The sequence below is a fragment of the Flavobacterium sp. CSZ genome (genome assembly GCF_015350725.1).
Classification (GTDB): Bacteria; Bacteroidota; Bacteroidia; order Flavobacteriales; family Flavobacteriaceae; genus Flavobacterium.
Genome location: NZ_JADKPQ010000012.1, coordinates 66,671 through 85,287, shown reverse-complemented (window position 1 = coordinate 85,287; position 18,617 = coordinate 66,671). Strand labels below are relative to the sequence as shown.

At 33.2% G+C, this 18,617-nt stretch carries 15 protein-coding genes and 1 pseudogene; 4 read left to right on the top strand and 12 right to left on the bottom strand.

Annotation, left to right across the window (positions count from 1 at the left end):
• Positions 1 to 50: 50 nt before the first annotated feature.
• From IRZ78_RS14940 to IRZ78_RS14890, 11 genes and pseudogenes are all read right to left on the bottom strand, one after another.
• Positions 51 to 599, bottom strand: a complete 549-nt coding sequence (locus IRZ78_RS14940) for an RNA 2'-phosphotransferase (RefSeq protein ID WP_194617300.1) — start codon at positions 597 to 599, stop codon at positions 51 to 53.
• Positions 596 to 1,174 (bottom strand): annotated as a pseudogene (locus tag IRZ78_RS14935) (DUF4291 domain-containing protein). The gene IRZ78_RS14940 and the pseudogene IRZ78_RS14935 overlap by 4 nt, the downstream one beginning before the upstream one ends.
• A 214-nt stretch (positions 1,175 to 1,388) precedes the next feature.
• Positions 1,389 to 2,846 (bottom strand): O-acetyl-ADP-ribose deacetylase, encoded by a 1,458-nt coding sequence (locus IRZ78_RS26425; RefSeq protein WP_194617299.1) that lies wholly within the window; start codon positions 2,844 to 2,846, stop codon positions 1,389 to 1,391.
• A 7-nt stretch (positions 2,847 to 2,853) separates the two neighbouring features.
• Positions 2,854 to 3,381: an NADAR family protein gene (locus IRZ78_RS14925; protein WP_194617298.1), complete on the bottom strand. Its 528-nt coding sequence runs from the start codon at positions 3,379 to 3,381 to the stop codon at positions 2,854 to 2,856.
• 8 nt (positions 3,382 to 3,389) lie between these two features.
• The gene (locus tag IRZ78_RS14920; RefSeq protein ID WP_194617297.1) at positions 3,390 to 4,472 is read right to left on the bottom strand and encodes an adenylosuccinate synthetase; all 1,083 of its coding nucleotides are present in this window, start codon (positions 4,470 to 4,472) and stop codon (positions 3,390 to 3,392) included.
• 168 nt (positions 4,473 to 4,640) lie between these two features.
• Positions 4,641 to 5,516: a hypothetical protein gene (locus tag IRZ78_RS14915; RefSeq protein ID WP_194617296.1), complete on the bottom strand. Its 876-nt coding sequence runs from the start codon at positions 5,514 to 5,516 to the stop codon at positions 4,641 to 4,643.
• Positions 5,517 to 5,518: 2 nt separating this feature from the next.
• Positions 5,519 to 5,854 (bottom strand): hypothetical protein, encoded by a 336-nt coding sequence (locus IRZ78_RS14910; protein ID WP_194617295.1) that lies wholly within the window; start codon positions 5,852 to 5,854, stop codon positions 5,519 to 5,521.
• A gap of 167 nt (positions 5,855 to 6,021) precedes the next feature.
• The gene (locus IRZ78_RS14905) at positions 6,022 to 6,840 is read right to left on the bottom strand and encodes a TIGR02452 family protein (RefSeq protein WP_194617294.1); all 819 of its coding nucleotides are present in this window, start codon (positions 6,838 to 6,840) and stop codon (positions 6,022 to 6,024) included.
• Positions 6,837 to 7,664 (bottom strand): ribose-phosphate diphosphokinase, encoded by an 828-nt coding sequence (gene prs, locus IRZ78_RS14900; protein ID WP_194617293.1) that lies wholly within the window; start codon positions 7,662 to 7,664, stop codon positions 6,837 to 6,839. Before prs ends, IRZ78_RS14905 begins: the two co-directional genes overlap by 4 nt.
• 75 nt (positions 7,665 to 7,739) lie before the next feature.
• Positions 7,740 to 8,432, bottom strand: coding sequence for an NUDIX domain-containing protein (locus IRZ78_RS14895; protein ID WP_194617292.1), 693 nt, complete (start codon positions 8,430 to 8,432; stop codon positions 7,740 to 7,742).
• A gap of 188 nt (positions 8,433 to 8,620) precedes the next feature.
• Positions 8,621 to 9,526, bottom strand: coding sequence for a LysR family transcriptional regulator (locus tag IRZ78_RS14890; protein WP_194617291.1), 906 nt, complete (start codon positions 9,524 to 9,526; stop codon positions 8,621 to 8,623).
• Positions 9,527 to 9,611: 85 nt separating this feature from the next.
• Here IRZ78_RS14890 and IRZ78_RS14885 point away from each other — a divergent pair, with 85 nt between their 5' ends.
• Both IRZ78_RS14885 and IRZ78_RS14880 read left to right on the top strand, forming a co-directional pair.
• On the top strand, positions 9,612 to 10,373 hold the full coding sequence (locus tag IRZ78_RS14885; RefSeq protein WP_194617290.1) for a type 1 glutamine amidotransferase domain-containing protein: 762 nt from the start codon (positions 9,612 to 9,614) through the stop codon (positions 10,371 to 10,373).
• Positions 10,374 to 10,463: 90 nt separating this feature from the next.
• Positions 10,464 to 11,621, top strand: coding sequence for an iron-containing alcohol dehydrogenase (locus tag IRZ78_RS14880; RefSeq protein ID WP_194617289.1), 1,158 nt, complete (start codon positions 10,464 to 10,466; stop codon positions 11,619 to 11,621).
• Between the two features lie 256 nt (positions 11,622 to 11,877).
• Here IRZ78_RS14880 and IRZ78_RS14875 read toward each other — a convergent pair whose 3' ends face one another.
• The gene (locus tag IRZ78_RS14875) at positions 11,878 to 14,364 is read right to left on the bottom strand and encodes a hypothetical protein (protein WP_194617288.1); all 2,487 of its coding nucleotides are present in this window, start codon (positions 14,362 to 14,364) and stop codon (positions 11,878 to 11,880) included.
• A 172-nt stretch (positions 14,365 to 14,536) separates the two neighbouring features.
• On the opposite strand from IRZ78_RS14875, the gene IRZ78_RS14870 reads away from it, so the two are divergent.
• Together IRZ78_RS14870 and IRZ78_RS14865 are read left to right on the top strand one after the other, a co-directional pair.
• The gene (locus IRZ78_RS14870) at positions 14,537 to 15,532 is read left to right on the top strand and encodes an NAD(P)H-dependent glycerol-3-phosphate dehydrogenase (RefSeq protein WP_194617287.1); all 996 of its coding nucleotides are present in this window, start codon (positions 14,537 to 14,539) and stop codon (positions 15,530 to 15,532) included.
• Positions 15,533 to 15,938: 406 nt separating this feature from the next.
• Positions 15,939 to 18,611, top strand: a complete 2,673-nt coding sequence (locus IRZ78_RS14865; protein ID WP_194617286.1) for a TonB-dependent receptor — start codon at positions 15,939 to 15,941, stop codon at positions 18,609 to 18,611.
• Positions 18,612 to 18,617 lie beyond the last annotated feature (6 nt).

Here is an 18,617-nt window from a genome sequence, read left to right as displayed (position 1 = left end):
TTATACATTCATGATTAATAGTCTTTTATAAAATCTAAAGCAGCGCTTTATCACGATTTAAATTCGATATACTTCGCCGGAACCTCATCTGTTAACCAAACATTATTTTCAGACAAATAAAATTTAAATCCGTCTCTGTGCATAGCACCGCTTCTTACCGTTAGAATCTGAGGAGCACCACGTCTGCTTCCTACTCTTATGGCCGTTTCTTTATCTTTTGAAAGATGTACGTGCTGGCGGCTCATTTTTTTCAAACCTTCTTTCTGAATGTTGTCCATAAACTTTCCAATCGTTCCGTGATACAAATATTCTGAAGGTTCTGTTTCTGGTAAATTCAATTCAACCGAAATCGAATGTCCCTGACTTGCTCTGATTTTTGTTTTATCTTCATTAAAGGCGAAACGTTTTTTATCGTTATTTTCTACTACGTAATCTAAAAGAACAGCATCTAATTTGTTTCCTTTTTGAGAACATTTCACAATTAGTTCTTCTACATCTGCCCAGCCATTTTCGTCTAGTTTTAATCCAATTTTTTCCGGAGAATGTCTAAGTACTAAACTTAGAAATTTGCTCACTGTTTTTGCTATTTTTTCATTCATGATTTCTCTGAAATTTTTATTTTTTTATTGAGTTCTTCATCCTTAAATACTAATGGCTTTTCAGCAGGAACTACTAATTTTTCTAATTGACCATCTTGAACAAAATGATATTGTTCTTTCACAAATTCCGAAATATCTTCGATTAGTACAATATCTTCTTTTGCAAAAGACTTTATAAAATCGTCTCTTAAACCAATCAGAATGGCTCTTCGTTCTAACTTATTTCCAAACAGATCCTGTTCGGAATCCCATTGTAATCTTACTGACGATGTTTTCACCTCATCTTGCCATTCTTCACGACTTATAGCGAGTGACGGATCATAATACGAGTAAACTGCATTTTTTAGGTATTTATTGAATGCTGCTATTTTAAGATGAATCGCCAAAACAACTTATTGCCCTTCTTTAGTTCCCCATCCGTTTCTGTACATCATCCAAAGAAAATTGGGTTTAATCCAGGTCATTCTGGTAAGGCTAAATTCTCCTGCAAAAAACTGATTTTTTACAGCAAATTCACCTATTTCTTTTCTATAGGATTGATACACTATTATTTCTTCCTCGTCATATTGAGCCATAATGTGATAGCCTGATTTTGGCCATTCTATTATTTGCTCATCATATTTTTTTAATTCTATTTTCATTATTTTACACACAATATCTTCATTGTGTGTTTTTATTTTTTAATTATAATTTGAACTGATCAAACGTTCCTACGGAACGTAAATACAACCCCATAATTATTTTTTTTCTACCGATGAGATGTTCCTATGGAACAGCAAAAACGCGTGTTTACATTTTTTTCAACTTTAAAGACAATCGCTCGCACAAATCATCAATATCGTTTTTTCTTGCTAATGCCAAAATCCACTTTTGGGGAATATTTTCAATTCCGTAATACATTCCTGCCAAACCTCCTGTAATTGCTGCAGTTGTATCTGTATCTCCGCCTAAATTCACTGCTTTTAAAACAGTGTCTTCATAAGAATTCCAATTTAGAAAACACCAGAAACTCGCTTCCAAACTATGAAGAACATAACCCGATGATTCAATTTCATTTTCAGGATAGTCCGTTATATTATTTTTTAAAATCCTATCAAACAACTGAATTTCAGAAAAATTAAATTGCTTATCACTTAAAAAATCAGAAACAATCTTTTGCATATTTTTATACGCTTCTACTTTATCAGTGCCTTTTAAAATTTCTAAACAATACACCACATAGATAAAACAGGCAAATCCGGATCTGAAATGGGCATGAGTGATAGAAGATACTTCTTTTACTTTTTTGTAAATAATTTCGATCTCAGTCTGCTTTTGAAGATAAAAAGCTAAAGGTAAAATTCTCATCAGGGAACCATTTCCGTTATCTTCTGCAAAGAAATTACCTGAAAACCTGGCAGATTCTCCCTGCACCACTCTTGCTAAAGAATATCTTGTAGAACCACCTATATCAAATACTTTATGATGCGCTCCCCAATATCCTTCCTGCATCCATTTAACAAAAAGCAGCGCCATATTTTCTATGTCATAACCTTTAGACAAACTTTCTGCGGTACAAAAAGTTAATGAGCTATCATCGCTCCAGGTTCCCGGAGGCTGGTTCCAGCACATATAACCCATCATATCCAAAGCAGGATTTTCTCTTAAAGTATCTCTTGTTTTGAATTCAACCGGAACACCTAGAGCATCACCAACTGCGACTCCAAACAAACCAGATTTAATCTTGTACTCAAAATCGCTTTCTATTATGTGATTATAAATTTTGAAATTTTCATCATCATAACAAACAAAAATGATTTTTTCGAATTGTTCTCCGGGTTCAAAAACAGAGATCGTATTAATTGCAATTTCTGCGGCTAATTCTTTTGGGAATTTATATATACCCGTACTTATATTAGGGAAAGCAATAGTTTTGATATTATTATCAACCGCTAATTCCAACACACGTAAATAACAGCTTTCCAACAATTCTTCTTCAAGACTTTTACCATTATTCCAAACCGGACCAACGGTATGAATCACATATTTTGCCGGTAAATTTCCAGCTGTTGTAATCACGGCATCTCCAACTTTACAGCCTCCTTGCTTATTTCGAATTTTAACGCAATCGTCTAAAATAGCTTTTCCTCCTTTTCTATGAATTGCACCATCAACTCCTCCTCCGCCAAGCAAAGACGTATTCGCTGCGTTTACAATTGCATCCACTTCAATTTCTGTTATATCGGCTTTAAGGATTTCTATTTTCATTATTAATTTATTTCAATTCATCCCTAACTTCCATCAAAGCAAAACCTAACAAATTCAAGCCTTTCCATTTGGCAGGATTCAAAACATCTTTGTGATCACCCGCCATTCCTATTCCCCAAATGGCGTCGACCGGACTTGCTTCTACTATGACTCTGTCATTAGTATTGAGTAAAAAAGTTTTTAATTCCGGATTTTGACTGAATTTATGAAAATTGCCTTCTTTCACAATATTAAATCTCGCTGCTAACCACAAGGTTTCATTATAATTCTTTACTTCTCTACCAAATTTTTTGGCTTCCGCAGGAGATTTAGCCAGAAGGATTTTCTCCAAAATTTTATCATCTTTAAACAATTCGGCTTTTTTAGCCATCATCCAGTGTTCTGCAGTTTTGTAAGTCACGTTGTCGACTTCAAAAGAGCTTAACCACCATTGACTAAAACAGGTTTTAGAAATGCTTCCGTCTTTATTGGGTTGGTGTCCCCAGAAAAATAAAAATTTATTTTCCGCAGGTATATTTTCTATAGTATATTTCATTTTTCTCTTTATTGAAACAAAGAAGTCAACTGCTTAAAATCTTTAGAATCGGGTGAAAATGATCCGTGGATTTCAGTAAACTCCGTCGTTAACTTTTCAAATTCATAATCCATTTCGATCTGATCCATACAGGTTACAATCAAATTTCTTCTGGCTTTTGGACTATAAGCTGCATCGAGCTTTAAACTATAATTTAAAAGATCATAATCTAAATCGCCGGTTCGCAATTCTTTCTGAAAGTCATTGTAAACGCAGGTTTCTTCTTCGTTATTTTTTAATTTTAATTCCCTTTCGTTACTCATCCAGCCACTTCCGTGTCGGGTTGCATAACTTCTGGTTACATAATACATTTCGATATTTTCAATTTGTAATTTTTGACAGATCTCAAATGCATTTTTAGATGTTGTATTGGCGTACGTTACATTTGGGAAAACACCATGATCCATGTCGAGTAAAATCCCCTGACTTCCTTCGAAAATAAGATTCTGGTAGTTTTCTAAAAAGCTGTAATCGCTAATGTTCCATTTTATTTCATCAATCACTTCAAGGAAATGACTGACTTCTTCGTCGATTTCACTTTCATTCAGAAAACCGTAGAAATAGGCTATCTTTTCCAGTTTTGCTAAAAGCATTTGGCGGGGAGCAATGAGGTCTATGGCGAATAATTTGTACTGGCCTTCATTCCGTTTCATTGTGGCTCCAACTCCTTTGCCACAAGTTCCGTTATCCAGATTCCTGACGTTAGTTCGGTTTTGCCAAACATCAAATGGCGTTGTGATTTTGGCTAATGGATGAATGTGTAGTTCCGTGTTTCCGCCTAATTCTTCGAGTTCCTTTTTTTCATTGAATAAAAAAACCGGATGAATAGTGCAATGTTCACTATAATAAGAAGGTAAACCGCGAAGTGCGCCGCTGGCAAAACTTGAATGAACGTGTTTTTTATCGCCAATCATAACCGTATGTGCCGCTTGCTGTCCTCCTGAAAACCGAATAACTATAGATTCAGGATTTTGCTTCGCCAGAAAATCTGTTGTAATTCCTTTTCCTTCATCACCAAATCCTAAACCTATAACTATCTGTGCTGTTTTCATTTTTTTAACTGTTACGCAATTATTTTAAACACATAGAATCATAGACTTTCAAAGCTTAAAAAAGGCGTTTCACTAGTTTAAATTCACATAGTCACTATGTGTTAGAAACTAGTTTCTTTTTGTTTTCTTTTATTCACAAACAAAAACCTATGTTTCTATGTGTTTAATTTAAAGCATTTGTATATTATCTAAACCTGTATCATTTGTATCAGAAACTGGTATTGTTCCTAAACCTAATCCTGAACTTTTATGTTTATCGCAAATGATTTTCTTGATCACATTCGGGATTTCTTTGTGATCTTCGATAGACAAACAATTTTGTCCCAGTAACTCTTTCCACGCTACATTCGCTCTTACAGCCTGATCAGAATGCAATACACTAATGTGATATACTTCGTAACGTTTTTGCGCTTCTTTTAATAATTCAAGATGCGTATAGGTTTGCTGTCCCTGACCCATAATTTCTTTTATGGCAGATGCCGGAAGTGTTTCTAAATTAGGTTCATCACCCACGGTAAACAACAATCCTTTTTGACCTCTTTTTTCGAAAGCATCGGTTTTAGTATGAAAAGCGGCAAAATACCAGGCTAATAAATAGCTTTCTCCTGCATTTCCTCCTCCTCCGCCTTCAATATAAGTTCTGGTCAGCCACATATCCAGTTCTTCATCTCCAGATTCGAATTGTCCTACCTGAAGCGGATATCTGTCGCATTCATGATCTCCAATTCCTACAAACAAAAGTGCCGGATCCGGAACACCGCCCTGAATAATTCCTCCCATTAATTTAGGAAGACCATCTTTGATTAATTCGTGCGGGATGTGTCCCATACTTCCCGTAACATCCAGTCCTAAAATAATTGGAACTGTATTAGGATGCACTTCTGAATCTCTTGCTTCTCTAAACGTAATACCGTTTGGATTCATAGATTCGTGCGCCATTCGTAAAGAATTTTGCGTAAAAATCTCTCCCGCAGATTTAGATCCGTAACCTGCTGCTGTTGCTCTGCTCAAACGAGCGCCTAAGTCATATCTTGTACCTCCCATAACTAAAATGTTTTACCAAATAAATATTCGAATCTCTTTTTTGTCACTTCAAACTGAATGTTTAAATTCCTAATTGTCAATGACAATTCCATATCTCTCTGCACAAATGCTTCGGGTTGAAAATCAGCAAAAGTCAAACTGTTTTTATCCAGCGGACTAATATCTATAAGTCCTTCTTGTTCTCTTTCTAATCTTTTTATTTTTAGTTCAATATCTTCAACACGGCGTCTGTAAATTAATTCAGAATCCTCACCAATTGTTTTGGCTCTGTCTTCTCTAATCTGATCATTGTTTCTTTTTAAAGATTCAATGAATCTTGGTTTTAAATCATCACTCATTGTTTTTGTGGTTTAGTTTCAAGTTTTCTTTGTTTCAGGTTTCAGGTTTTACACGAGACTTAAAACTTGGAATATCAAACTTAAAACGGTTAATAGCTTTTCTTTTTTGTTCAGGTTTTCTCTGTTTTAGGTTTCATGTTCTCTACAACAACTTGAAACTTTTTAAACTAATTGAATTTCTCTTCAAATTGTTTAAAATTTGATTTTTTTTCAGAATTGTCAAATACTGCAAAAACTATTTTTTTGAAAGCTCCTGTATATTTTTCTGCAATAATTTCTTTGAATAATTGTGCTACATCTTTGGGTTCATTTCTAAAAACTCCACAACCCCAGGCTCCTAAAATAATGGTATCACTTTTTTGCTTTAAAGCAATTGCCAACACTTTATCCATTCTTTTTTTTAAGATATCTTCTATTTCGGCAATTTCTTCTTTCCTGTTATGTTGCAGCATCGCGCCTTTGTTTGGTGCTGCTGCTGTAATCACGTCTGCAACTAATGGTTGCTGAAAATATTCTCCATTATCATCGTTCCAAAACAAGACATCAGGACTATATATCATATAATCTGAATATAAAAACGAAGACTGCTTTTTGTTAAAATCATACATCGCTTTGTCTTTGATTTGCGTTTCATAAAGATTTGAAGATCTCGCTAAACTTTCTTCCTGAGCGGATGCACCTCCTAAAAACCCACCGCCCGGATTTTTTGCAGAAGCGAAATTCAGAACGCAAATTTTGCCGTTTTTCTCCTGAACGATTGCCTTAATTGTAGAACAGTTTTTTATAACAATTTCTGTTTCAAATTTATTTTCAATTGGGTTTTTCAAAATTGTGTCCCAATCGTTTGGCGCAATTGTAAACGTATTTTCTACGGACTCTTTAAGTTCTTTTTCTATGTCAATCTTTTTTCCTTTATAATCATAAAAACCATTCTTTATGATTTCTAAAGTTTTATTGGCTATTTCTACCCTATAATTTTTACTCATAATTCTAATTTTACAACCTCAACCTTTTCATTTTCGAAATCTTTAAAAGAATTGGTGGTGAATATCTTGTCAAAACAATCTAAAACTTCAAATCCTTTATTGAAGATTCCGTGGCTTACGGCTAAGTATAATTTTCCGGCATTTTTCTTTTTTAATTCTTCGGCTAAGCCAACAAAAGTTCCGCCGCCATCGCAAATGTCATCCACAATTAAACAATCTATGCCGTTTAGATCGTCTTCGTATACTTTAAATCCAGATAATTTTCCGGTTTTTACATCACGACTTTTGCTGCATTCTACTACATCGACTCCGCCTAAAAATTCAGAAACTTTATAGATTTTTTTCAAAGCACCACCATCCGGAGAAATTAGTTTTACGTTTTCGCCTGTAACTTTTAGAACTTGTTGAATAAAAGTATGATTCGGAATCACTTCGCAGTTGTTAACCAATGCCGGAGTAACTTCAGAATGCGCATCAAAAACAAAAACTTTATTCAATTGAAGTCCGTTGATGATATCCGCATATACTTTTACAGATAGAGATTCTCCTTTGATCATCACACGATCCTGTCTTGCAGCCGGGAAATACGGAATAAACAAGTCGATTACTTTAACATCCATTCTGCGTAGCGCATCTACCGTGATACACAACAATCCTAAATCGTTGAATGAATTTAAACGGTGTGTGATGGTTACTTTTTCATTATGATCAAAATCAGGATTGATTTTAATGTGAGGTTCTCCTCCAGAAAATGTAAAACTTTGAAATTTGATTTCTTCCTGATTAAGTATCGGAGTGAATTTTGGGTCTAGGTTAAGTATCATAGCTTTTATAGTTTGCGTTAATTATACGCAAATGTAGAGTTAAATTTTAAATAAACAATTTATTTTGTGTAAAAATTACGCAAACTTTATTTCGAAGTGAAAACCTTTTTTAATTAATTCATTGTATTTCAAATTATTAAACTTAAAAAGTTTTGCTGGACGACCGCTTTTTATAGGAGAAAAATGTTCTGTTTGATCTAAAAAGCCATAACTAAGGATTTTTTTTCTAAAGTTTCGTCGGTCAATTTCTTTTTCTAAAATGGTACAATAAAGGTTTTCAAGGTCGGAAAACAAAAATTCCTCCGGAAGTAAATCGAAACCAATTGGCTCATAGGTTAGTTTTGCTTTTAATCTTTTAATGGCTGTTTCAAGAATTAAATTATGATCAAATGCCAAAGACGGGATTTCATCTATTTTAAACCATTGTACTTTTTCAGCATCCGTATCGGCTTTGATTTCCAGATTCGAAGCGTCTACCAAAGCATAATAAGCAACAGATATAACACGGTTTCTGGAATCCCTGCAAATATCATCTCCAAAAGTGTACAACTGCTCCATAAAAGTAAGCTGCACATTTGTTTCTTCGTGCAATTCGCGTATCACCGCATCGCTCAGCGATTCATCATTTTTTACTAATCCGCCTGGTAAAGCCCAATATTTATCGGCAGAGCCAAATTTTTGTTCGATTAAAAGAACATATAAACCGTTGTTTTTATATCCAAAAACAATGGCATCAACGGCGATTCTAATATTTTGTAAATTTTCCATAACTTAAAAAAAGAGTTTACGACGAATTGCACTAATTTTATCGAATTAATATTTTGCCACAGATTAAAAGATTAAAATGATTTCGAATCTGTGAGAATCTTTTAATCTGTGGCTAACTTTTTAACCACAAAGAATTAGTGCTAATTCATGGAATTCGTGGCCCAAAAAAAGATTTTGTGGCTAAAAAATTATAATCTATTACCAAAAAACAACTTTAATTCTTTAGAAATAATATCAAAGAAAGAATTCAGATTGTTATTTTTAGCAGTTAATAAATAAACGTATTCTTCCGGTACATGAAAACTATTCCATAATAATTGCAATTTATTCTCTTTAATATATTTTCTCGCATTACAATTCCAGGTGATGGCTACTCCTTCATTATCTGACAACATTCTAAGCATTTCAGATTCTGACGGAATAATATAATTAGGCACCATAGATGGTCGTTTTTTATTAAAAGCATGCAGCCAGAACAATTTTATATGCGGAATTCTGGCATCGTGACTGTACCATTTTTGTTCGTTGAGCCATAGTTCTAATTCAGTAAAATTGTCTGCTTTTAATTTCTGACGAAATTCCGTAGCATCCAAACCTATCGGCGCCACCATAATCAGTTTAATTTTTCCGACGATTTCATAAATGGTGTCAAACGTATCAAAACCTTTTGTGGTGATGGCGAAATCAAGTTTTTTGGCATCGACAAGCGCAAAAAGTGCATCGTTGTCTGCAAAGGTAAAATCGATCAAATCAAATTTAGAGATCAACAGATTCCCAATACAATTAAAAAGATCTTTCGAAATACCCACCGAAATTAATCTGTTTGCGTCCTCTGCCTTTGCCCTAAAAGTATTCTCTACATTTTCAAGACGATCGAGCGCATCAATGATCAAATTATTCAGTAACTTAGCGTATTCCGTTGGTTCTACGCCCTTTGACTTTCGGTTAAACAATTTGTTTCCAACATGAGCTTCCAGCATAGAGATTTGCTGGCTCACTGCAGGCTGGCTCATAAACAACTCTTTTGCAGCGATAGAAAAATTTCCGTTTTTATAAACCGCTTTAAATGTTCTGTACCATTCGAGATTTACCATGACATAAATTTATTTATAACAAACATAGTTTATTTTATTTTTACAAATATCACTTAAGCAGTAAATTTGACAAAAAATTAAACTTATGAAAAAAATAGCATTACTCGCGATTATAACCTTAACAGCTTTTAGCTCAACAGCTATAGCTCAAAAAACAAATAAAAAAAGTATGAAAAAAGTATTATTTGTTGTGACCAGTAACGATAAACTGGGCAATACAGGAGAAAAAACAGGATTTTGGTCAGAAGAACTTGCTGCACCTTATTATGAATTATTAGATCAGGGAGTAGAAATTACGATTGCAACTCCGCTTGGAGGTCAGCCACCAATTGATCCAAAAAGTGCTGATCCGGCATCTGCAACCGAAGACACAAAACGTTTTGATGCTGATAAAACATTACAGGAAAAACTAAAACACACGCATAAACTTTCGACTATTAATCAAAAAGATTACGATGCCGTTTTCTATCCTGGTGGTCACGGACCTCTTTGGGATTTAGTCGAAGATAAAAACTCAATTGCTTTAATCGAATCTTTTTATACGCATAAAAAACCAGTAGCTTTTGTTTGCCACGCTCCTGCAGTTTTGAAAAACGTAAAAGTAAATGGTGAATTTTTAGTAAAAGGTAAAAAAGTAACCGGTTTTACTAATGAAGAGGAAGAAGCAGTTGGTTTGACCAAAGTTGTTCCGTTTTTATTAGAAGATGCATTGACTCAAAATGGGGCTAAATTCTCAAAAGGACCAAACTGGGCTCCTTATGTTGTAGAAGACGGACTTTTGATTACAGGACAAAATCCGGCATCATCTAAATTGGTAGCTGGTAAATTATTGGAAAAATTAAAATAAATAAGATGCTAAGCTACTAAGTGGCTAAGTCACTAAGATTAAAAACTTAGCCACTTAGTAGCTCAGCATCTCAGAAACTTAAAAAAAATCATGCTAAACTTTGAATTATACAATCCGACGAATTTAATCTTCGGAAAAGGACAAGTAGAAAAACTTTCGACTTTAGTTCCAAAAGATGCTAAAATCTTATTGGCTTATGGTGGCGGAAGTATTTTTAATAACGGAATTCACGAACAGGTAATCAAAAATTTGAAAGGTTTTGATATTGTTGAATTTGGCGGAATTGAGCCGAATCCTCATTTTGAAACTTTAATGAAAGCCGTTGAAGTGATCAAAAAGGAGAAAATTACTTTTATCCTGGCTGTTGGTGGCGGATCTGTTATTGATGGTGTAAAATTTATTTCGGCTGCTGTGAACTTTGACGGAAATCCGATTGATATTTTGCAAAAACGTTTGCTGATAAAAGAAAATGCAATGCCTTTTGGAACTGTTTTGACTTTACCTGCAACAGGAAGTGAGATGAATTCAGGAGCTGTAGTTACGATTACAGAAACTCAGGAAAAACTGGCTTTTGGCGGAAGCGCGATGTTTCCTCAATTTTCTATTTGCGACCCAACAGTTATTGCTTCTTTACCAAAAAGACAATTACAAAATGGTGTTGTCGATGCTTATACGCACGTAATGGAACAATATCTGACGTATCCGCACGAAGGCTATTTGCAAGACCGAATTGCTGAGGGTATTCTTCAAACATTAATAGAAGTTGGTCCAAAAGTGGTCGAAAATCCAACTAATTATGCTTTGGCTTCGAACTTTATGTGGAGCTGTACAATGGCACTAAACGGATTGATTCAAAAAGGTGTTCCATCAGACTGGGCAACGCATATGATTGGTCATGAATTAACAGCTTTGTATGGAATTGATCACGCGAGAACTTTAGCGATTATAGGCCCAAGTTTATACGAGGTGATGTTTGATACCAAAAAAGAAAAATTAGCGCAATACGGAAGAAGAATTTTCAACTTAACAGGTTCTGATGATGTAGTTGCTAAAGAAGCGATCAATAAAACTGTTGAATTTTTCCATACGATGGGAATGGATACTAAACTGTCTCAATACATTGAAGATTACGGCAAAACAGCCGATTTTATTGTAAATCGTTTTGACAAAAGAGGCTGGAAAGGTTTAGGAGAAAAACAATTGATTACTTTAGATAAAGTGAAGTCGATTGTTGAGATGAGCTATTAGTCGCAGTCGCAGTATTGAGTCTCAGTTTAAACTGAAAACTGTGACCGTAAACTTAAAACTAAAAAAAAGGCGTCCTTGAATTTTTCAGGAACGCCTTTTTACAATACTAAAACAAAACTAACTAACTCAATTTTTGCTAAACTCATTAAATTCTAATTTACAAGTAGTTACAACGTAGCAGTTTTATTTTTATTGTGTATAATTAAAAATAATTTTTTATTTTTTTCTAATCTCATTTAAAGTCACAGAAAACAGCTTATTTAGAGTCTTCATTTAATTTCTTATCTAAAACATCATTCAGGGTTTTAATCTCATTACTTAGATTTTTAAAATCAATATTCTTTTTTTCTGCTAAAACCTTTTTATCCAAAAACAGTTTTAAATCATACGAATTATTTTTGTTTTTTAATATCAGAGTTCCTATTTCCGGTTTTTTTGCCTGATTGAGCCTTAGTCCTCCAATCATATTTCCTTTCAGTTCATTTCCAAATAATAATTCAACATCTTTTTCTGAAGAAATTCTTTGAGCTATTAAATTAAAATTTTCTTCGATCGTTTTATTATGGTCTATGTATAAAGTAAATACGGTATTAAACATTTCTGAATCCCGTCTTTTATCATCATTTCCTTCTGTTATAGTAAAAAGCCTTGCCTCAATATTATTGTTGTTTTCAAAATACAAAATACTTCCTGTTTCAACTGGCGCGGCATCATTAACATCTAATAAAGAACTTACAGCAAGCAACTTGCCATCAATACTAAATTTTCCGATATTTTTATTGCCTGATTTTTCTAAGACGATTTTTCCTTTTACTTTTTTATTAAATTCTTCAAGCTCGATAGCATTATTTTTTAACTCAAAATGATAACGATTAAAATAATGCATGGCAAAAACATCAAAATCAAAACTTTGTAAAACTCCGTTTTTCCAATATTTCGAAATAAACTGGCGGTCCAGCTTTACATATTCTACTCCGTCTATTATTTTCCCGTCTTTATAAGTCGATTTTACATCATAATTTGGGTATTGATATTTTTCAAGGTTTTCTAAATAATTATTCGAATATTGATATTTTATTTTTCCATTTTCATAATAATCTACGTGATTAAATTCGTTAAAATCTGTTGCAAAATATCCTGAATAAGGCTTTTCATCTTTATAAATTCCTTCGTAAGAATCCTCGACATTTCCTGCAATCGTAAAAGAATGATTGTCTATTTTGGAGAGTTTTCCGTTTGTATAATACTTCGCTCTTAGAATATTATTTTCATCGGTCCTTCCATATTTATTTCTATAAAAGATTTCCTCGGCAATTGCTCCTTTTTTATAGATGATGGCTTTTTCGCCTTCTACTAATTTTCCCTCATACGGCAAACCGTTTTTATATTCGAGTTTTCCGGTAACTTTTCCATCTTCATAAAAAATAGTCTCACCATCGACAATATCATTTAAGCAATTGTAGGTTTTGACAGCATTATTAATATCGTAATTAAAAACTTTTTGCAATCCGTTTTTCTTAAAGTCAGTAAGATGAATTAATTCATGAAGATCTTCTCCGTTTTTTACGATAAATGTTCCGTTATAAGGTTTACCATTTTTGTAAATCCCTTTAGCAACAATACTGTCAATCTCAGTTCTTACAATTGCTTCTCCTTCTTTTAAACCTTTCACATAATTTTGATTAATTAGTAATCTTCCGACAAAATTTTCTTCAAAATTCCCCTCAAAGGGTTCACCATTTTTATATAATCGCTTTTTCATTATGGTTTCATCTTTATTATAAACGATCTCATCGCCTACTCTTTCACCATCTAAATATTTAGTCAGTTCGTGAATTTTACCATTTGGATAATACTTAATTTGTTCGCCAAATTTTTGTCCCTGCTTATAACCAATTTTCGATTTAGTGCTAACAGCAAATTTGTTCTGAATGTAGTATTCATAAACAGTACCGTTTGAAATATCACTGCCATATTCTTCAAAATCATTTTGATTGAGGGTTTGGAGTATTTTTCCCGTCGCATCATAATTTATCTGTTTAAAAGGATGCATTCGGTCATATTCAATATCATACCATATTTCCTGGGCCAATTGTTTTGAATTGATCCAGAATATTTTTTTCCTGACTATTTTCTTTATCACCTTTTTTGTAGTTCCAGACTGATAATCTTCAACCATTACCGGTGCCGTCTCGACCATAACTTCGGTCCGCTCCTTATAAGCTTCTTCCTCTGACTTGTTGTTTCGGTAATCATCCCAATTTCTAACTTCTTCAAAATCTCCTTCGACCGGTTTACCATTAAGATATTTTCCTTTCATTAAAATAGTTCCGTCCTGATGATAAACAATCGAAAATCCGTTTTTCCTTCCGTTTTTATATTCAATGGTTTTTCGTTTTTTTCCATTAGGATAATAATAAGTCAAAACAGGAACTGCTGTATTATTATAATATTGATAAACCGCCGTATCAAAACCATTTTCATCATACCAAACGATATCTCCCACATAACTATTCTCGTCGCTTTGCAAAGCATAACCTTGAAACTGCGGTGTATTATTACTATAGAAATCCTGCATTAAAAACAGATTACCAACTTTTTTTGATGGCATGATTCTGTAAAAAGAAGCACTTTCTTTGGTAGTTTCTTTCCAGTCTTTATCATAATAAATCCGATCTGAATTTTGTGAGAAAGAGAAACTGGTTGTCAAAATCAAAATAATATTGAAAATTTTAGTCGTCATATTTGAGAGAAATTTCACCGAATGTAAGGTTTTTTGAATTCATTTAGTTTTTTAAAGATAAAAAATACTGCGTAAAATTCAACTCCTCTCACAAACCGTTTTTAAATTTCTTAAATCAGATTTTGTGATATTACTGCATTATTAAGTACTTTTGTTTTAAATTATTAAAAAAATGAGCGAAAATCTAAAATTTGCAGTAATTGGAGGAGGAAGCTGGGCTACGGCAATTGCAAAAATGTTATGCGTGAATCTTTCAGAAATTGCCTGGTATATGCGCAATGATGCTGCGATCGAGCACATTCAGAAATACAAACACAATCCAAATTATTTAAGTTCGGTTGAATTTGATACCGCAAAACTTAAATTAACCAACAATATAAACGAAGCGGTCGAATATGCAGATTATGTAATTTTTGCTATTCCGTCTGCTTTCTTAGATGCTGAATTAAAGCATTTAACAGTTTCTTTATCTGATAAAATTATCTTTTCGGCCATTAAAGGAATTGTTCCTGAGACGAGTTTAATTGTTGGAGAACACTTTCATATTCAATACGACATTCCATATTACAACATTGGGGTTATTACAGGTCCTTGCCATGCTGAAGAAGTAGCATTAGAAAGGCTTTCGTACTTAACTATTGCTTGTGGCGATCCTGATAAGGCAAAAGTTGTTGCTAAAACATTGTCCGGAAATTACATCAAAGCCAAAATTTCTGATGATATTATTGGTACCGAATATGCTGCAATGCTTAAAAATATTTATGCAATCGCAGCCGGAATTGCGCATGGTTTGGGTTACGGAGATAACTTTCAATCGGTTATGATGAGTAACGGAATTCGTGAGATGAAAAAATTCATCAAAAAAGTACATAAAATGAAACGTAACATCAACGATTCGGCTTATTTAGGCGATTTATTGGTTACGGGATATTCTGTATTTTCGAGAAACAGAATGTTCGGAAACATGATTGGAAAAGGCTATACCGTAAAAAGTGCCATGATGGAGATGAGTATGGTTGCCGAAGGTTATTATGCTACAAAAAGTGCTTATAAACTAAATCAGGGCTACGGAGCAAAAACACCAATTATCGATGCGGTTTATGCCATTTTATATGAAGGAAAAGATGCTAAAACAGTGTTTAAAAAACTAACAGAATCTTTGGATTAAGTTTAGTCGCAGTATCAATTGCGGTTTTAAAGCTTATATCTTATTATGATAAAAATAAAAAAGAGTCAGGAAATTTATATTTCCTGACTCTTTTTTTATGTCCAATCTTTAGAAAATCTTGAGCTGAAGCGAAAAAATCAAATGAATTAACAAGAAATATTCTGCTTCAGAATACATCAAACCTACATCTTACCAAAAAAAAAGTTAACCCGTTGTACTTACAAAACCACCAAAACATCATCCAACTGTCTATCAACACTATAAACTAAAATTTTAGAATCATACTGAATATCTTATTCTGACAAATTGAAGTCTTCACTATTTTACAATCCCCTTATTTTTCATTGCTTCACAAAGAATTATTGATAGATTTGTGCATTATTTTTATTGATTCTAATTAAAAACAATGCGTTTTATTTTATTTTTCCTTTTTCTCTCAGGTTCTGTTTTCTCTCAAAGAGTTATTACGGGTAAAGTCATAGATAAAGAATCCTCAACTTCTTTATCTGGAGTGTTTATTCGGGATACAAAGTCTGATAGCTGGAGTATTTCTGACAAAGAGGGAAAGTTTACGATTACGATTCCTTATTTTGAAGATATAGCACTGAACTTTTCTCTACTTGGAAAAATGGAGTCTAATATTAGTTTAAAAAACACCGAAAATTTTATTACAGTTTCTTTAGAAGACAATACACTTCGTCTTAAAGAAGTTGTGGTTACTGCTAATAAGCAACGCCAATATTCTGAATTAACATTGGGGACTAATGCTATTAACAATGTGCAGGCTTTTTCGTTAGATGATGTTTTGAAGCAGCTTCCGGGGCAGACTACAACAGATTTTAATTTAAATGAATTCAAGAATATAGTTTTTCGTACTGCCTCAAAATTGTCAGCTTCTAACGCAAATAAGGCTTTTGGAACTTCATTTGTAATGAATGACATTCCTATTTCTAACAACGAGAATATGCAGGCCTTAAATCCAAATTCAGGTCTTGCAGATGATTTTGGTATAAAAGGAAACACTTTTACGAATACAAATAGAGGAGTTGATTTAAGAGAAATATCTACTAATAATATTGAAGAAATAAAAGTTATCCAGGGAATTCCTTCTGCAAAGTATGGTGATTTAACTTCGGGTCTTGTTTTAATAACAACAAAGGTAGGAAATAGTCCTTACCGGGTTTCTGCGTCCATCAGAGATGCTACATCCGAACTTAATTTGACAAAAGGAGTAAAATTCAATTTAAATAATTCGATGAATTTTGGAATTAATTATCTCGATTCTAAAGCTGATCCGAGAGACAATATTTTGAATTATGAAAGAATAAACGGAAACATATCCTGGCAATATAAGAATAATGATGCTACTATAAAAAACACGGTAAATACTTCATTTCGAATGAATCTTGATAACTCTAAAAGTGATCCGGATGATATCAGCGCTCAAGTCATAAAAAACGAGAAAAAAGGTTTTTCTATTTCAAATAATTTAATGTGGAAACCCAAAAACTTATGGGTTGACGGAATTAATGTAAATGCAAGTCTTAGCTATGACCGACAATTTTCCAGAAGAGATAAATGGATGAATACTTCACCTTCGGCAGCAACTGATACTCAAGAAGAAGGAATACATGAGGCAATTATTGTTCCATCACAATATACTAGTATAAGTACAGTAGAAGGTATTCCTATTTCAACATTTTTCACTCTTGAAACTACAAAAACACTAACAAATAAATCGAATTGGATTCACAGTCTGGTTCTTGGAGTTTCGCACAGAACAAGCGTAAACAGAGGTGAAGGACGAAAAAATGCTACCCAGGAAATGTTAAATTTTTATACTCTTTCGAGAGAAGGAAACAGTACAATTGGTTTTAGAGACTATAGCTTTACTAACTCAAAAACAGAATATCAAATTTCTACTTATTTCGAAGACAGAATATTTAAAAAATTTAAAGACGAACGAATATTAAATCTTGATTTAGGAGTACGATTTGATAATCAAATGGGAAACATTTCATTACAGCCCCGTATAAATTCATCGTATACACTTAATGAAACATTTAGATTACGTGCAGGATTAGGCCTTTCATCAAAAGCTCCGTCTTTAAACCAACTATACACCGGAGATCGTTATATAGATAAATTAATTGGAAGTGGTATTTATACTTATCCGGGTGTTTATCAAAAAGCCTGGATTCAAACTATCATAACTCCCGGCGACAATTTAAACCTAAAGCCAAGTAAGGCATATCGAACAGAAGCTGGATTAGATATAAAATTACCTTTTGCCTCTATTAATTTAACCGGATATTATAATAAGCTTTATAATGGTTTTTCTGGTCAAAAAGTCCCTGTATATAGAGTAATTCCAAAAGCCGAAATCATTGTAACCGGTACAGAAATTCCAAACTACAACATTGTTGGCACTGAAAAATTTTACTACATGAATAACAATCTAACAAATGACCGTAGTTCAGAAGATACTGGTGTAGAAACTACCATAAATTTCAAAAAAATTAAATCTCTTAATTTGGATGTAAGCATGAATGCTTCATACACGCATACAAAAGATTTTTCAGATGTTAAAGAATACGAATCTTCTTCAAGTATTACTTCTGCTGAAAGATACGGAGTTTACAATCCACAAGATGGCATAATGGATAGCTTCACAACTAGCTTTAATTTTAATTATCATATACCTGCTGTTGGATTATTGATTTCGATGAGAACGGAACATGTTTTATTACAGAATACTAAAACCCAAACTAGTAATTTTCCTAATGGATATTTAGACTCAGAACTTGTTTATCACGAAATTCCTGTTGAAGACAGGACTAATATTCAAAAATATGGGCATTTAATTAAAGTAAGAAATGAAACTCAATCTAAGATACCAAACATACTTCATAACCTTCATTTAAGAGTTTCCAAAGATTTTTTAAATGGTTTCAGTGCTTCATTATATGCAACTAACTTTTTAAATCTTAAACCCTATTATTATGATGCTTATGACAATAAAATTTTATCAAAAATTGCCACTATTTCATTTGGAACAAGCCTAAACTATGAATTTTAAACTAAA

Coding starts and splice junctions, on each gene's coding strand:
- IRZ78_RS14940 (WP_194617300.1), bottom strand. CDS start 599: ATGAATGAAAAAATAGCAAAAACAGTGAGCAAATTTCTAAGTTTAGTA.
- IRZ78_RS26425 (WP_194617299.1), bottom strand. CDS start 2,846: ATGAAAATAGAAATCCTTAAAGCCGATATAACAGAAATTGAAGTGGAT.
- IRZ78_RS14925 (WP_194617298.1), bottom strand. CDS start 3,381: ATGAAATATACTATAGAAAATATACCTGCGGAAAATAAATTTTTATTT.
- IRZ78_RS14920 (WP_194617297.1), bottom strand. CDS start 4,472: ATGAAAACAGCACAGATAGTTATAGGTTTAGGATTTGGTGATGAAGGA.
- IRZ78_RS14915 (WP_194617296.1), bottom strand. CDS start 5,516: ATGGGAGGTACAAGATATGACTTAGGCGCTCGTTTGAGCAGAGCAACA.
- IRZ78_RS14910 (WP_194617295.1), bottom strand. CDS start 5,854: ATGAGTGATGATTTAAAACCAAGATTCATTGAATCTTTAAAAAGAAAC.
- IRZ78_RS14905 (WP_194617294.1), bottom strand. CDS start 6,840: ATGAGTAAAAATTATAGGGTAGAAATAGCCAATAAAACTTTAGAAATC.
- prs (WP_194617293.1), bottom strand. CDS start 7,664: ATGATACTTAACCTAGACCCAAAATTCACTCCGATACTTAATCAGGAA.
- IRZ78_RS14895 (WP_194617292.1), bottom strand. CDS start 8,432: ATGGAAAATTTACAAAATATTAGAATCGCCGTTGATGCCATTGTTTTT.
- IRZ78_RS14890 (WP_194617291.1), bottom strand. CDS start 9,526: ATGGTAAATCTCGAATGGTACAGAACATTTAAAGCGGTTTATAAAAAC.
- IRZ78_RS14885 (WP_194617290.1), top strand. CDS start 9,612: ATGAAAAAAATAGCATTACTCGCGATTATAACCTTAACAGCTTTTAGC.
- IRZ78_RS14880 (WP_194617289.1), top strand. CDS start 10,464: ATGCTAAACTTTGAATTATACAATCCGACGAATTTAATCTTCGGAAAA.
- IRZ78_RS14875 (WP_194617288.1), bottom strand. CDS start 14,364: ATGACGACTAAAATTTTCAATATTATTTTGATTTTGACAACCAGTTTC.
- IRZ78_RS14870 (WP_194617287.1), top strand. CDS start 14,537: ATGAGCGAAAATCTAAAATTTGCAGTAATTGGAGGAGGAAGCTGGGCT.
- IRZ78_RS14865 (WP_194617286.1), top strand. CDS start 15,939: ATGCGTTTTATTTTATTTTTCCTTTTTCTCTCAGGTTCTGTTTTCTCT.